15 protein-coding genes are annotated in these 14641 nt (G+C 37.2%); all 15 read right to left on the bottom strand.

The annotated features are described in order from the left end of the window. Positions 1–76: 76 nt before the first annotated feature. Complete coding sequence (gene tatC, locus CKV78_RS07235; RefSeq protein ID WP_005763399.1) at positions 77–817, bottom strand: twin-arginine translocase subunit TatC; 741 nt, start codon at positions 815–817, stop codon at positions 77–79. Further along, a complete protein-coding gene (gene tatB, locus CKV78_RS07230; RefSeq protein WP_005763397.1) occupies positions 817–1410 on the bottom strand; it encodes a Sec-independent protein translocase protein TatB in 594 nt (197 codons plus the stop codon). Before tatB ends, tatC begins: the two co-directional genes overlap by 1 nt. Further along, positions 1410–1634 (bottom strand): Sec-independent protein translocase subunit TatA, encoded by a 225-nt coding sequence (gene tatA / locus CKV78_RS07225; protein ID WP_005763396.1) that lies wholly within the window; start codon positions 1632–1634, stop codon positions 1410–1412. The genes tatB and tatA overlap by 1 nt, the downstream gene beginning before the upstream one ends. A gap of 103 nt (positions 1635–1737) precedes the next feature. Further along, positions 1738–3333, bottom strand: a complete 1596-nt coding sequence (gene ubiB, locus CKV78_RS07220; RefSeq protein WP_005763395.1) for a ubiquinone biosynthesis regulatory protein kinase UbiB — start codon at positions 3331–3333, stop codon at positions 1738–1740. Between the two features lie 24 nt (positions 3334–3357). Next, on the bottom strand, positions 3358–3996 hold the full coding sequence (locus tag CKV78_RS07215) for a ubiquinone biosynthesis accessory factor UbiJ (RefSeq protein WP_005763393.1): 639 nt from the start codon (positions 3994–3996) through the stop codon (positions 3358–3360). Then, positions 3996–4694, bottom strand: a complete 699-nt coding sequence (locus CKV78_RS07210) for a DUF4328 domain-containing protein (RefSeq protein WP_005763391.1) — start codon at positions 4692–4694, stop codon at positions 3996–3998. Before CKV78_RS07210 ends, CKV78_RS07215 begins: the two co-directional genes overlap by 1 nt. A 16-nt stretch (positions 4695–4710) precedes the next feature. Then, positions 4711–5526: a bifunctional demethylmenaquinone methyltransferase/2-methoxy-6-polyprenyl-1,4-benzoquinol methylase UbiE gene (gene ubiE, locus CKV78_RS07205; protein WP_005763390.1), complete on the bottom strand. Its 816-nt coding sequence runs from the start codon at positions 5524–5526 to the stop codon at positions 4711–4713. Between the two features lie 205 nt (positions 5527–5731). Beyond that, positions 5732–6919 (bottom strand): Na+/H+ antiporter NhaA, encoded by a 1188-nt coding sequence (gene nhaA / locus CKV78_RS07200; protein WP_005763389.1) that lies wholly within the window; start codon positions 6917–6919, stop codon positions 5732–5734. A 174-nt stretch (positions 6920–7093) separates the two neighbouring features. Next, positions 7094–9043 (bottom strand): LTA synthase family protein, encoded by a 1950-nt coding sequence (locus CKV78_RS07195; protein ID WP_005763388.1) that lies wholly within the window; start codon positions 9041–9043, stop codon positions 7094–7096. Positions 9044–9205: 162 nt separating this feature from the next. Continuing rightward, a complete protein-coding gene (locus CKV78_RS07190) occupies positions 9206–10513 on the bottom strand; it encodes a hemolysin family protein (RefSeq protein WP_005763387.1) in 1308 nt (435 codons plus the stop codon). An 81-nt stretch (positions 10514–10594) separates the two neighbouring features. After that, positions 10595–11119, bottom strand: coding sequence for a DUF1523 family protein (locus tag CKV78_RS07185; protein WP_005763386.1), 525 nt, complete (start codon positions 11117–11119; stop codon positions 10595–10597). A 44-nt stretch (positions 11120–11163) separates the two neighbouring features. Then, complete coding sequence (locus CKV78_RS07180; RefSeq protein ID WP_005763385.1) at positions 11164–11946, bottom strand: YchF/TatD family DNA exonuclease; 783 nt, start codon at positions 11944–11946, stop codon at positions 11164–11166. Positions 11947–11948: 2 nt separating this feature from the next. Beyond that, entirely contained in the window at positions 11949–12929 is a 981-nt protein-coding gene (locus CKV78_RS07175) for a DNA polymerase III subunit delta' (RefSeq protein ID WP_005763384.1), read from the bottom strand. A gap of 2 nt (positions 12930–12931) precedes the next feature. After that, positions 12932–13567 carry a dTMP kinase gene (gene tmk / locus CKV78_RS07170; protein WP_032855375.1) on the bottom strand — a complete coding sequence of 212 codons (636 nt, stop codon included), beginning with the start codon at positions 13565–13567 and terminating at the stop codon, positions 12932–12934. Position 13568: 1 nt separating this feature from the next. Next, positions 13569–14615, bottom strand: a complete 1047-nt coding sequence (gene mltG / locus CKV78_RS07165; RefSeq protein ID WP_005763382.1) for an endolytic transglycosylase MltG — start codon at positions 14613–14615, stop codon at positions 13569–13571. Between the last annotated feature and the right edge of the window lie 26 nt (positions 14616–14641).

The raw sequence follows: 14641 nt of genomic DNA, 5'->3' as shown, positions 1-14641 counted from the left end.
TTATTTTCTAATGTCTTATGACAATTTGGATTTTGGAAAACAATATAAAAAGGGCGGAAAAAATCCCGCCCGTTTCTTATTCTGTTTTCTCATCCTGCTCTCTTGGACGATAGAAGCGTGCAACGACGACACCAATTTCAAACAATAACCACATTGGAATTGCCAATAGAGTTTGCGAGAAAATGTCAGGTGGGGTAAGTAACATACCGATCACGAAAGCGGCTACGATAATGTAAGGTCGTTTCGCTTTTAAATCATCAGGTGTTGTTACGCCTGTCCAGCAAAGTAGAATAATAGCAACGGGTACTTCAAAGCACACGCCAAAGGCTAAAAAGATAGTTAAGACAAAATCTAAGTAGCTACTAATATCTGTTGCGATGGCGACACCTTCAGGTGCCGTTTTCGTTAGAAAACCAAATACCAAAGGGAACACTACATAATAGGCAAATGCTACTCCTAAATAAAAGAGAATAGTACTTGAGAATAATAGTGGGTAAATTAAGCGTTTTTCATGTTGGTATAACGCAGGCGCAACAAATGCCCAAATTTGGTAGAGTAAATAAGGTACCGAAATAAATACAGCTACAACCGCGGTTAATTTAATTGGCGTAAAAAAAGGTGTCGCAATATTGGTTGCGATCATACTTGCGCCGGTGGGTAGATGTTCGATTAAAGGTGATGCGACAAAATTATAAATATCATTCGCAAAGTAAACTAATCCACAGAAGACTATCGCAATAAAAGTAATCGCTTTAAGTAAGCGATTGCGAAGTTCCATCAAATGGCTAATTAGGGGTTGAGATTCTTCAACGCTCATTATGCTTTCTTATCTTGTGTTTGTGGCTGTGAGTGGAGTTCAGGAGCAAGAACAGGTTCATCCATCATATCGTCATCAGAATAATATTGCTGAATATGTGCCATTTCATCATTTTCTTCGGCTAATTCAGCTTGCTCCGCAGGTGAAAGTGCGGTTATTTCTACAGAAGTTTCTTCGGTAGATTGCTGATCTGCCACTGTTTGAGCTTGAGTGAGTTGCTCGTCTTGTGCAGTTGGTTTAACCGAATCCTTCATTTCTTGGATTTGCTCTGTTAAAGTCGTATTTGTTGCAGCAGCTTTTTCTTCTAATTCAGTTCGTAATTTATCTGCAGAAGCTTTGAGTTCTTCTACGGTTTTACTAAATTCAGGAGAAAGTTGCTGTAAATTGAACTGTTCTGCCTTTTTTATACTTTCTTGTAACTCTTGCAATTTGAGTTCTTGTTTTAATTCATTCTGAACGTTATTCGCAAGCCCTCGCACCGTAGCAACCCAGCCCATTACAGTACGGATCGCTACAGGTAAACGTTTTGGTCCAAGAACGAGCAGACCAATAATAAAAATCAGAACTAATTCTGAAAAACCAATATCAAACATTATGCTTGTTCTTTATCCTTCGCTTTTTCAGATTTTGCGGTTGTTTCACTTTCGTCATTTAATGCTTTGAATTCTGCATCTTTTGACTCATCAGACATTGCTTTTTTGAAACCTTTAACAGACTCTCCCAAATCTGAGCCTAAAGTTCTTAATTTTTTTGTTCCGAATAATAAAACAACAATTGCGACAATAATAAGTAGTTGCCAAATGCTGATACCGCCCATAATTTTTCCTTCTTTGTTTAAAAAATGATGTTGATGAATATAGCTTTTTTAGGTTTCCTGAACAATAGCTAATTCGCAATATTTTCTATTTTGTTGAAATAGATCAGAATAAATAACTTGAGATTACCCAGATCAGTAAGCCACTGATTAAGCCCAAACAGAATCCACTGATTTTACCTTTGCTCTGCTTACTGAGTAAAGTGCTGTTCATTTTTGCTAATTCTTGTGTAATGAGCTCTTGCTGTTGAATTGCTGTCATGAGATTTTCGGGTAAATCGACAAAATGCTCACGCCAATAAGGGAATTTGTGTTTCACCGTTCTCACAAATGCTTTTACGCCCATTTGTTCATCAAGCCAGTCTTGTAAGAATGGTTTTGCAGTATCCCATAAATCAAGTTGTGGATAAAGCTGTCTGCCTAAACCTTCAATATAGAGTAGTGTTTTTTGTAATAGCACTAATTGAGGCTGCACTTCCATATTGTATTCACGAGCAACATTGAACAAATTAAATAAAACATGACCAAATGAAATTTCCGAAAGTGGTTTAGCGAAAATTGGTTCACATACTTCACGAAATGCTTGTTCAAAATCATCAATATTAGTATCTTTTGGTGTCCAACCTGATGCAACGTGCATTTCTGCTACACGACGATAATCACGATTAAAAAATGCAACGAAACTTTCAGCTAAATAGCGTTTATCGTGTTCATTTAAACGGCCGATGATACCGCAATCAATGCCAATGTACTGTGGATTTTCAGGATGTTCACGGCTGACAAAGATATTACCGGGGTGCATATCTGCGTGGAAGAAACTGTCTCGGAAAACCTGAGTGAAGAATACTTGTACACCACGTTCTGCCAATAACTTCATGTTGGTACCGTTGGCCTCTAGTTCTGATACATTTGATACCGGAATACCATAAATACGCTCCATTACGATCACATTTTGATGACAGAATTGCTTGTACATTTTAGGTATATACAACATTGGGCTGTTTTCAAAATTGGCGCGTAACTGAATAGCATTTGCCATTTCTCGACGTAAATCAAGTTCATCACGTAAGGTTTTTTCATATTCACGCACAACTTCCACTGGACGTAAGCGACGACCTTCTGCTTTTAAGCGAGGGAGCCAGCTAGCAAGTTTGTACATTAAACTTAAATCTGCATCAATCATTTGTTGAATGTTTGGGCGCAGGACTTTGAAAACAACCTCTTTATTAGCTAAATTGTCTTCTGAATTGACATTCAAGTGCGGTAGATTTTGTTTAAATTTTGCGGTATGCACTTGTGCGATTGAAGCAGAGGCGAGGGCATTTTCATCAAACTCATCAAACCAGGTTTCTAATGGCGCACCTAATGCTTTTTCAATTTGTTGACGTGCAATTTTGCCGTCAAAAGGTTCCACTTGATCTTGTAATAATGCCAATTCATCTGCAATTTCAAGGGGGAATAAATCACGGCGTGTCGATAACATTTGGCCAAGTTTAATCCATACAGGCCCTAATTCTTGTAATGCTAAACGAAGGCGTAATCCAAAAGATTTGTCTTTGTGTTGGTGATGTAGCCAAAACAGTATTTTACGCCAGCAACGAATGGGGCGTGTATATTGATTATGTGGAAGTGCCTCATCTATGCCATAAATAAGGAAGGTTTTGATGATGGTGTAAAGGTGCTTAATATCTTTTAACTGCATTATGTATCCGTATTGCTGAGTAATTTATCGCAAGAGCTTGGTAACTTTTTGTTCTAAAAGTGCGGTGTCTTTTTCGAGAATTTTGACTTGATCACAAAAGTCTGCAATGGCTAAACTTGGTGTCACAACTTGCCATTCTTCCGTTAAACGCTCGCCCCAAAATTGTTGGCTTTGACTTATTTTGTATTTTAAAATCTGATTCAATTTTCGTAAAAAATCCACCGCACTTTGTGCAGAGACATCACCAATATAATGAGATAGCAATTCTGCGGGATCTTTCTCTATAAATTCGATCAGTGCTACAAACTCTTGCAATACTTGTAGATCGCCTTGTAGCAAAATGGATTTATCATTGATAAATTGGCTTAATTCTGCTTTTTTAGGCATCTGGAAGAGCAAATTTGGCGTAATTTCTACCGAGCAATCTGGCTCACCTTCATATTGAGTAAATAAATCAATACCCTGTTGAGAAAATACAAAATACAACGGAAAATGCAATTTTTGTGGTTTCACTGTCAGTACTTTGTTATCTAATTTACGAAGATAAGGTTCGCAATATTCCGTGTGTGCAATTAGTTTGTTTAGCAAGGTTTCTAAGCCTGCTGTAATAAATTGTGGCAACATTAATTGCTGAAAAATATTTAATGGTTTCATGATGGTCATTAACTCACTAAAGGATTCTTAGGTACATCTTTTGGTTTAGTCTGTGATGATATCTTAGGTTTATACTTATTTTGAATGTTTTGTATTTGTAAGACGATGAGCACAAAAGCTAGCGTTTGAATGATGGCAATCACACTTCCAACTATTGCAAATAACGCAATGCCATTTGCTAAAGCCGCATCCATATCGGGGGCAAAGACAGTAAATGACAGAAGGCAGAGTGGGATTTGTAGTAGAAATAGTAACCACCAAACAATCAGAACAGCTGGAGTTGGCTCATTTTGCCATTGCGTTGGGTTCTCACTTGCAAGCCAAGTTTCTTTTATTGCTCGATAAGGCATAAAGAGGTTTGCAAAGGGAATAAAAAAGTAAACTATACAAGCTCCATCAGTAAATCGAAGATTTTTAGCCTTGATGACTGTACTTGTAAAATGGTGTGCTCGGTAAATCCAAGCTAATATAATAAACCCAATGATGAAATGGATTGATAACTTTATATAAGAGAAATTGAGGTTAAGTGCTATTCGCTCAACGGTTTCTGGATTGAGCACGGTTAGTGGTGTTATCATGGTACCACTATAATCCATCGTATCAAAGAAAATTGGTACGCTTAACCATATTTGTATAGCATGGAGAAGAATATCGAGTCCTAATAAAACACAGACTAGAATTGAATGATTACCTACTCGATAATTCATTGTTGTATCCTCACAGTCAGAATTTATAACCCCGGTGTAATGCAACAATCCCCGCACTTAAATTATAGTAGTTGACTTGTTCAAAGCCTGCATCAACCATCATTTGTTTTAAAATATCTTGTTCTGGATGCATACGGATAGATTCGGCAAGATAACGATAGCTATCCGCATCATTGACAACGACTTCACCAATTTTGGGCAAAATATTGAAAGAGTAAAAATTATAGATTTTGCTCAATGGATCTAGAATCGGTTTTGAGAACTCAAGCACTAATAAACGACCACCCGGTTTTAATACACGGAACATTGAACGCAATGCTTTATCTTTATCAGTTACATTACGTAATCCAAAGCTGATAATCACACAATCAAAAGTATTATCAGGGAAAGGCAATGCTTCTGCATTGGCTTGCACATAATTAACATTACCTACGACACCAAGGTTACGCAATTTCTCTCGTCCTACACGTAGCATTGAATCGTTAATGTCTGCTAGTACCACTTCACCTTCTGAACCTACAATACGAGAAAATTTTGCAGTGAAATCACCTGTACCTCCAGCAAGATCTAATACCTTATGCCCTTTGCGAACACCACTACAATCAATAGTGAAACGCTTCCAAATGCGGTGAATACCAAATGATAGCAAATCATTCATCAAATCATATTTACCTGCGACTGAATGGAATACATTAGCCACCATTTTTTGCTTTTCAGATTTAGCGACAGTTTTGAAGCCGAAATGCGTTGTTTCTTCTACTTTATTGTGAGTATGGGCGGTTGGTTGTGTTAAGTGCGGTTGATTTTCAGCAAGATTTTCGTGGTTTGACATAAATGTTTATCCATAAAACGTAAAATTTGTTTTAAGGATAACAAAAAATAGCGGGAAATTCCGCTATTTTTCTATATTTATACTTAATCAAAGAATAATACTCAACTGTCTCACATATAAATGTATTATCTCTTGATTGAGGCAAAATTTAGTCGGCTAATGATAAAATACCACCTACAGCTTGTAGGTGGCATCTTTATATTGGTTATTCTGTATCACTAATAGATTGATTGCGTGTAGATAATTTTAATAATAGGTAACCTAATATAGCGGAAACACCTGAACCAAGTAAGATTCCTAGACGTGCTAGTGCGGTTACATTTTCGCCATCGCTTTCACCTCCAAAGGCAAGCCCTGCAAGGAACATCGACATGGTAAAACCGATACCACAAAGCACAGAAACAGCAAAAATTTGTTTAAAGTTAATCCCTTTTGATAATTTTGCGATTTTTAATTTCACTGCAATAAATGAGAATGCAAAAATACCTAATGGTTTACCCACTAATAAACCGAAGGTGATACCTAATGATAGTGTGGATGTAAATGCATTTTCGCCTAAGCCAAATAAAGATACACCAGCATTACAGAATGCAAATAATGGAAGGATAGCAAATGCACTCCATGGTGAAAGGGTATGTTCAAATTCATCTAATGGACGTTCACCCTTTTTACCGTTTAATGGAATACAAAAGCCAATAATTACGCCAGCTAAGGTGGCATGAACGCCAGATTTAAGTACTGATGCCCATAAGATAATTCCGACGATACCATAAGCTGATAATGCTGTGATTTTTAAGCGGTTCATAATAAATAATACTGACACAGCAAAGCCAGCAAATAAAAATGCTTGTGGACTTAAATCGTGAGAGAAAAATAGAGCAATAACGACTATCGCACCTAAGTCATCAATGATCGCTAATGCAAGTAAGAAGATTTTTAATGGTAATGGAACACGCTTTCCTAGCAATGCAACAACCCCTAAGGCAAAGGCAATATCAGTTGCCATTGGAATTGCCCAACCTTGTTGGTATTCAGGATGAGTTGAATTTAATAAAATGAAAATAAGTGCTGGTACAACCATACCGCCAATTGCGGCAATCGCAGGGAAAATAGCACGTTGATAACTTGATAATGAACCTTCAAGTAATTCACGTTTTACTTCCATTCCAACAAGCATAAAGAAAACAGCCATTAAACCATCATTTACCCACATTAATAATGGTTTGTTAATACTGAATGAACCAATTTGAACCACTCCGGGTGTTTGTAAAAAATCAAAATAAAATGTGCTTAACGGTGTATTCGCTAAGACAATTGCGAGAATTGCAAAAATAAAGAGCAAGATACCACCAGCGGCCTCTTGTTTTAAAAAGTTTTGAATAGGTGTTAACATTTTTCCCCTCTTTTTGTGTTAGTATCTTTTCCTTTATAACATTTTTTAGCAAGAAAAATTATAAACTTTATTCTTTTTTGTGAAAATGTTAAAAAAAATTTAAAAATAAACTATGGTTATTGAATAAAATTAAGGCGAATATAAAAATTCGCCTTAACTTAATACTGAGTGAGGTTATTTTTTATCCTCTGATTTATATAACCGATGTTTATATAAATAACTGCCTAACAATGAATGTGCTAATGCTTCTTTCTTCAAACTTTCTGGCAGTTCTGCATCGATGAATTTATGTGATTGTTTATCGTATAGATAAGTTTTCGCCGGTATTTTCGGTGCGAGGATAACTACTTCGTTGCCTTTCATCATCGCTAATGTTTGGTCATATTGCATGAATGCACGATTAGGATCGTTTTGTTGGGTTAAGTCATAACCAATCATTGGGTATTCACCACTAATGCCTGCAATGGAAAGTAGCGTAGTTGGCATATCAATTTGGCTCACTAAACGTGGGTCACGTTTTGGCTCAATATGTTCACCTAATAATAATGCAGGAATATGGAAATGTTTAATTGGTACGAGTGCTGCACCAGACACACGTGAGTCGTGGTCTGCTATGACTAAGAATACGGTATCTTTCCAATAATCAGATTGTTTCGCTAATTTAAAGAAGTGACCAATTGCGTAATCAGCATATTTGGCTGCGTTGTTGCGGGTTTGTTTAGGTTGCTCGTATAACTCGATTTTACCGTCTGGAAATTCAAATGGATCGTGGTTACTTGAGCTGAATACTAAGCTAAAGAATGGTTTTCCTTCTTTGTGTAATTTCGTGAAAGTTTCGTGTGCTTTGTCAAAAAGATCTTCATCACTCATCCCCCAGGTTGCTTGGAATTTCGGATTCACATAATCTTTTTCATCAATAATTTCTTGGAAACCATTGCCGTAGAAGAAGCTTGCCATATTGTCAAAATGTTTCTCACCACCATAAATAAAAGATGTGTGATAACCTTGTTTGCTTAACAAGTCTGCAATTGTGAAGAAACCGTTTTGGCTATTACTGAGTTTAACAACAGCGCGTGCCGGTGTTGGTGTGAAGCCAGCAGTTACCGCTTCGATACCACGCACAGAACGTGTACCTGTGGCATACAGATTTTCAAATAACCAACCTTCTTGAGCCAGTTTGTCAAATTCAGGTGACAGTGGTAAACCACCTAATGAGCCAATAAATTGTGCACCAAGGCTTTCTTCTAATACGATAACAATATTTTTCGGTTTGCCTTGATAAGTGGCTTGGTTTTTCGTGAGTGTGGGAATAGTTTCTGAAATATAATCACTATTGGGGCGCCCACGTGCTTGTTTCACGATTTGTAGAATTTCTTCTGTGGACATTTTTCCATAAAGTGCAGCTGCATTGTCTTCATCTTTAAACTGTTGTGCAGCATAAATCACTGAATAACCGGAGTTGAGTACAAGTGAATTTACTAAACCATCAGAGGAAAAAGCGACCATCGCAGGGTTGATACCACGATGAGCTAAAGTTGAGCGTGCCCCAATGAAAGCTATAGCAATAACTAAAATTGAAACGAGGGGGCGAAATTTCCAGCTCATTGAGGATAAATTTCTGACCGACCATCCGGCTAATTTCCAGTAGAAAATTGTTGCAAGGATTGTAACGACTAAGCTTGTCACCATTGACAGTAAATGCCCTTCAAATAACATCGTGAATACTTCTTTTGGATAGATAAGATATTCAATAAAAAGGCGATTTGGGCGGAAATCATAGGTTTCAATAAATGCAGGGGTAGAAATTTCCATAAAGAGAATAAATACACTACCAGCTGTCAGCCATACTCTCAAAATTTTTTGCCAAATATAACCTAATTGATTGTGGTGATAGAGCAATACGGTTAGTAATGCTGGCAAACCAAATAGATAACAAAGGGATACGATATCAATTCGTACCCCTTGTAAGAATAATTCAGCCCAGCCGTCAACGGCGTTTATACGTTCTGCTTGCCAAAGTGAGAGCCCTAAACGAGATAAGCTAAATACCAATAAGTTAACTGCGACAAAGAAAAAAATAGGGAATAACAATGTGCGGTTGTTTTTTGATACATTTGAATGCATGGCTAGTCCAATAAGTTAATAGAAAAATTGACAATAATTAGACCGTATTTTTACAGAATAATTTCCTTATTGTCTAATTTTTTAGCTATTTAGCTATATATTAATTGATGAGAAAATAGAAAGCGCAGTTTTAATTTAAAAGAGGGGATATTCCTTCTTAGACTATCCAGATGTGCGATCAAGATCTTTGCGTAAAGACACCAATAATTGATCAATTTTGAAATGCTCGGTATCAATAATTTCAAATTTGTATTTATCGTACAGAACAAAATCGGTTTTTTTCGGGATTTTACGCAACATATACATCATAAAACCACTGATAGTTTCATAATTTTCCTCTCCCGGAAAACTACTTAAATTTAATGCACGCATCACGTCTTCTAATGGTGTCGCACCTTCAATTAGCCAAGAGTCTTCATCTCGACGCACAATTTGTTCTTCTTCGTTCGATACAAGCTCACCCATTACAATACTCATTACATCATTTAAGGTGATAATGCCTACGACAAGTGCATATTCATTGACAATTACAGCAAAATCTTCACCTGTGGATTTGAATAATTCTAACACTTCAAATAAAGAAAGCGTATCTGGGACAAATAAACTTTTACGCAATAGTCTACTGTCTGTGAGTGAAACACCTTTTTCCACTTGTAAATACATCGTAAGTAAAGTATGCGATTCCACATAACCTAAAATGCGATCTAAGCCGTTATCACAAATGAGTAACTTAGAATGTGAGTTTTTGGTAAGTGTATCTAAGACTGCTTGGCGATCAAAAGAGCGGTCTAAAAAGACAATATTTTCACGAGTAGTCATTGTTGATGTGACTGTTCTTTCTTGCATATCGAAAATATTTTCAATTAAGTAATGCTCCTGTGCTTTTACAACACCAGCCTCTGCACCAGCACCAACGATGGCCACAATATCTTCTGGCGTCATATTTTCTTCACGTACCGTAGAAATATGGAATAGTTTGAAAAATCCGTTCGCAATAGAATCAAAAATCAGTACCAGTGGTTTCAGCACAAAAATACAGAATGACATAATGTGTACGGTACTTAATGCTACTTTTTCTGGATTGATCATTGCTAAACGTTTTGGTACTAAATCAGCCAGTAAAATAAATGAGCTAGTCACTAAGGCGAAAGCTAACCAAGATGCAGTACTGTCTAACCATTCAGCGCTGATGTGGTTGGTCAATGCAATAGATAAATAAGGGCGTATTGCACTTTCACCAATAATCCCCCCAAGAATTGCTACCATATTAAGCCCTATTTGAACAACAGTAATAAAACGCCCCGGCTTGCTTTGTAAATTAAGAACTAATTCAGCACGTTTATCCCCTTCGTTGACTAAACTTTGTAATTTAAGCTTGCGAGCCCCTGCTAAAGACATTTCGGCAGCTGACACCACAGCACTGATAATGATCAATACTGCTAGACTTAAAATTGCCTCAAATAAACTCATAAATTCTCTCGTGTTGATTGCTATAAGAAAAAGAAAGTGCGGTTTAATTTTTGATTAAACCGCAACAAAGATAGGAGGTTGTTAGTTTTCGCTGTCGAACCAGCCACGTACGAACTGGATTGAAAAGAATAAGGTAATCAATAAGATAAAATAAAGTACATAAGACAGAATTGGATAGCCTGCTGATTCATTTTCTTCTGCTGCTTTAATACTCACTGCATTGCGGAATTCATCAAACATTACTAAACGCCAACCATAGTATTTGATTTGTACTTTTGGATGATCGTGCATTAATGCTTCAGCCTCAGCGTGTAAATTTGCTGAACCAAATTTAAAGTAAAACGGAAATCCCCAGCGGGTATCTTCATTGCGATACACCATAATCTTACCTTCCGAATTTTGCGTGTTAATAAAATATACATCACGTGTTGGACCATCCGCGGGGTTAGCTTTGGTAATAGGGCCGTCTTTATCCACACGTTTTACTTCAACACCAGTAACACGCGTTACTTCATAACTTGGAGTCACAAAATTCACAGTTGCGAATAAGACCGCGTGAAATAGAAAAATCACCGTAAGAAAAAAGAATTTAAAAAATTTTCGCATTGTATATCCTTTAGCCAAATGTTATCCAAGAGAGTGTAGTTTAATTATTGTACATTAATTTTGAATAAACGTTCAAAGTTTTGTGTGGTTATTTGGGCAAACTCTTCAAAAGATACACCTTTTAACGTTGCTACGTATTCACAGACTTCACGGACATAAGCCGGTTGGTTTTGTTTGCCACGATAAGGCACTGGCGCTAAATAAGGCGAGTCAGTTTCCACTAATAAGCGATCAAGTGGCACTTGACGTGCTACCTCTCGGATTTCTTCGGCATTTTTAAAGGTAATAATACCTGAAAGTGAAATGTATAAGCCTAAATCCAAGCCTTGTTTTGCCATTTCGAGGTTTTCAGTAAAACAATGCAGAACGCCACCGCACTTCTCTGCGTGATTTTCAGCTAAAATACGAATTGTATCTTCTCGTGCACTGCGTGTATGCACAATTACTGGTTTATTTAGTGAATTTGCTAGTTGAATTTGTTGTGCAAAAAGGGTTTGTTGTAGCGTTTTATTATCCGCACTGTAATAATAATCTAAGCCGGTTTCGCCAATTGCTACTACTTTTGGATTGTTTGCTAATTTCGATAAACGCTCATAATCAAAGGGCTCATCCTCAATATCCAATGGGTGTACGCCACAAGCTAAAGAGACATTATCAAATTTCGCTAATGTTGGGTAAATCTTTTCAAAACGGCTTAATGTTACGCCGACTGCCAGCATATGTTTTACATCACGTGCTAGTGCTTTATTAACCACATCATCAACACTTTGGTGTAAGTTTTCATAATCAAGTGCATCAAGATGGCAGTGTGAATCTACAATAAACATTTTTATCCTTCAAATACTTCAGTAATTAATCGAGTTAAGCCGTCTAATAATATTAATTCTTGGTTGACGGCATTTATTTGCAGCAAATCAGCACGCACTTGTTGCATAATTTGCGTGGCTTTTAGCAAGCCTTGTGCGTTTTGCTGAGCGCTAAATTGTTGAATGCCCGCAGCTAAATCTTCACAAATCCAATTTTCACGAATGTGTAATTTCGCTTTTAAGGCATCTGCAAGAAATGCAATAATCCAATCAAGCTGATGGAAGACAATCGCCTTATCAAAAAGGGGCATTAATTCTAATGGTGAGCATTTACGATAGAACAACCAAAATTGGCGTAAAAACTCACGACGTTTTTCTAGCAAACCTTGTTCTAACACAGAAAGTGCAGTTAACGGGCGACCATAACTAATACGAAGAGCGGTCTGAATTTCTGAAATTTCGACCGCACTTTGTTGTTGCAGCCAAATACTTGCTATTGCCATTGCTGGTGGATTGATTGTTTGCGCTTGGCAGCGACTATAAATTGTTGGCATTACCGGCGATGATATATCCGTTTGCAATAAAAAATAGGTATTGGGGCGAGGCTCTTCTAGGGTTTTAAGCATTGCATTTGCTGCCGCCTCAGTTAAACGATCAACGCCTCGCACATAAATAATTTTATTGCCACCTTGTTGTGCGTGTTGGTTAATTTTTTCATTGATTTCACGTACTTGGTCAACGCCAATATCTTTATTTTCAATCGGTGCTAATTGATAAATATCGGGATGATTATGGGCTTGTGTTAAATGGCAATGATGACATTGTCCACAAGGTTGTTGATCTTGAGGATTTTGACACATTAACCAGTGCCCTAATGCATCTAACAGTTGATCGGTACCTAAGCCCTGATCTGCTTTAAACAGCAGTGCGTGATGCCCATGCCCTTGCTGAAATGCTGAGATACTTTGTTGATAATAGGGTTGTAACCAAGGATATAAATTCATTCTTATGCTTTAAGTGAAATTAACCAATTTTCGACCGCACTTTGTACGTCAGCACTTACTTTATCAATTTCGTGTGATGCATCAATACAACAAGCTTTAGGATTATCTTGTACTAATTCTAAATAACGCTGACGAGTACGCTGAAAAAAATCAATATTTTGTTGTTCAATACGATCCAACGCTCCACGTCCACGTGCACGAGTTAAACCCAATACAGGATCAATATCTAAATACAACGTTAAGTCAGGTTCGAAATCACCAAGCACTGTTTCTTTCAGTGTTAAAAGTAAGGTTTTGTCTAATTGACGTCCTCCACCTTGGTATGCTTGTGAAGACATATCGTGGCGATCTCCAATTACCCATTTTCCTTCGGCAAGTGCTGGTTTAATGACATTTTCGACGAGTTGAATACGTGCCGCATAAAGCATTAACAATTCTGCTTTGTCTGTAACGGGCTCTTCTGTTTCGTGTTTTATTAGGTGGCGTAATTTTTCAGCCAATGGCGTGCCACCGGGCTCACGAGTAAACACAATATCTTGAATGCCATATGCGTTTAAAGCACGTACAATGCTGTCACGAGCAGTGGTTTTGCCTGCACCTTCAATTCCTTCAAGCACAATAAATTTGCCTGTTTTCATATTATTTTCCATTTTGTTGACTGCGATACCAACGCAAATATTCCTGTACTGCACGATTATGTTCTGCAAGTGTTTTGCTAAATTTATGTCCACCAGTGCCATCAGCTACAAAGTAAAGATAGTCGGTTTTTTCTGGGTTAGCGACCGCAAAAATAGCACTTTCACTTGGCATTGCAATCGGGGTTGGTGGTAAACCATCAATTACATAGGTGTTATATGCGGTTGGTGTTTCTAAATCTTTTTTACGAATGTTGCCTTTATAACTGTCGCCCATTCCGTAAATCACTGTTGGGTCAGTTTGTAATTTCATTTTTTTATTGAGACGATTGATAAAAACTGAAGCAACACGTTTGCGTTCCGATTCAATCGCAGTTTCTTTTTCTACAATTGAAGCTAAGATCAACATTTCATATTGATTATTTAACGGAAGATCTTTATCCCGTTTTTCCCAAGCTTGAGTTAATGTTTTTTTAGTACGTTCTGCGGCACGTTTTAACAAGGCAAGATCGGTAGAATTCGGCGTGTAATGATAAGTATCTGGTGCAAGCCAACCCTCCACTTTTTTCCATTCTTGAATAGCTTTAACATTGTTGGGTAAATCAAGTAATGCAAAAATTTCTGCTTCACTTTTGCCTTTCAGCGTTTGAGTTAAGTGCGGTGCATTTTCCCAAACTTTTCGCCATGTGCTAAACGTATCTCCTTCAATAAATTGAATAGTTAATTGCACTTCTTTTCCTTCGTTAACTACATTCAACAAATCCCCCATTGTTTTGATGTTATTGAGGGAATAAGTACCAGCTTTAATTTTATTTAATTGTGGATTCAGCTTGAGCAAATAAGGCAGCAGGGTAGCATCATTGATTAATTGTTCCTGTTCTAATAACTTTGCTAATTTATTGCCAGTTGTGCCACGTTCAATCGTTAACAGCTGATTAGGTTTGACATTGACTGGTTGGCTAGTAAATCCTTGTAGATGTTGATAACCAAAAAAGAGTGCAACAGCAGCAAGAAACACAAGCAATAACAATAAAGTAAGCAATTTTTTCATAAAGACAAAAGGAATTTGAACAAATT

This window comes from Pasteurella dagmatis, assembly GCF_900186835.1.
GTDB lineage: Bacteria > Pseudomonadota > Gammaproteobacteria > Enterobacterales > Pasteurellaceae > Pasteurella > Pasteurella dagmatis.
This window is presented reverse-complemented; position numbering and strand designations above follow the sequence as displayed.

Coding starts and splice junctions, on each gene's coding strand:
- CKV78_RS07190 (WP_005763387.1), bottom strand. CDS start 10,513: ATGAGTTTATTTGAGGCAATTTTAAGTCTAGCAGTATTGATCATTATC.
- ubiE (WP_005763390.1), bottom strand. CDS start 5,526: ATGTCAAACCACGAAAATCTTGCTGAAAATCAACCGCACTTAACACAA.
- mltG (WP_005763382.1), bottom strand. CDS start 14,615: ATGAAAAAATTGCTTACTTTATTGTTATTGCTTGTGTTTCTTGCTGCT.
- tmk (WP_032855375.1), bottom strand. CDS start 13,567: ATGAAAACAGGCAAATTTATTGTGCTTGAAGGAATTGAAGGTGCAGGC.
- nhaA (WP_005763389.1), bottom strand. CDS start 6,919: ATGTTAACACCTATTCAAAACTTTTTAAAACAAGAGGCCGCTGGTGGT.
- CKV78_RS07185 (WP_005763386.1), bottom strand. CDS start 11,119: ATGCGAAAATTTTTTAAATTCTTTTTTCTTACGGTGATTTTTCTATTT.
- tatB (WP_005763397.1), bottom strand. CDS start 1,410: ATGTTTGATATTGGTTTTTCAGAATTAGTTCTGATTTTTATTATTGGT.
- CKV78_RS07180 (WP_005763385.1), bottom strand. CDS start 11,946: ATGTTTATTGTAGATTCACACTGCCATCTTGATGCACTTGATTATGAA.
- CKV78_RS07215 (WP_005763393.1), bottom strand. CDS start 3,996: ATGACCATCATGAAACCATTAAATATTTTTCAGCAATTAATGTTGCCA.
- CKV78_RS07195 (WP_005763388.1), bottom strand. CDS start 9,043: ATGCATTCAAATGTATCAAAAAACAACCGCACATTGTTATTCCCTATT.
- tatA (WP_005763396.1), bottom strand. CDS start 1,634: ATGGGCGGTATCAGCATTTGGCAACTACTTATTATTGTCGCAATTGTT.
- CKV78_RS07175 (WP_005763384.1), bottom strand. CDS start 12,929: ATGAATTTATATCCTTGGTTACAACCCTATTATCAACAAAGTATCTCA.
- CKV78_RS07210 (WP_005763391.1), bottom strand. CDS start 4,694: ATGAATTATCGAGTAGGTAATCATTCAATTCTAGTCTGTGTTTTATTA.
- tatC (WP_005763399.1), bottom strand. CDS start 817: ATGAGCGTTGAAGAATCTCAACCCCTAATTAGCCATTTGATGGAACTT.
- ubiB (WP_005763395.1), bottom strand. CDS start 3,333: ATGCAGTTAAAAGATATTAAGCACCTTTACACCATCATCAAAACCTTC.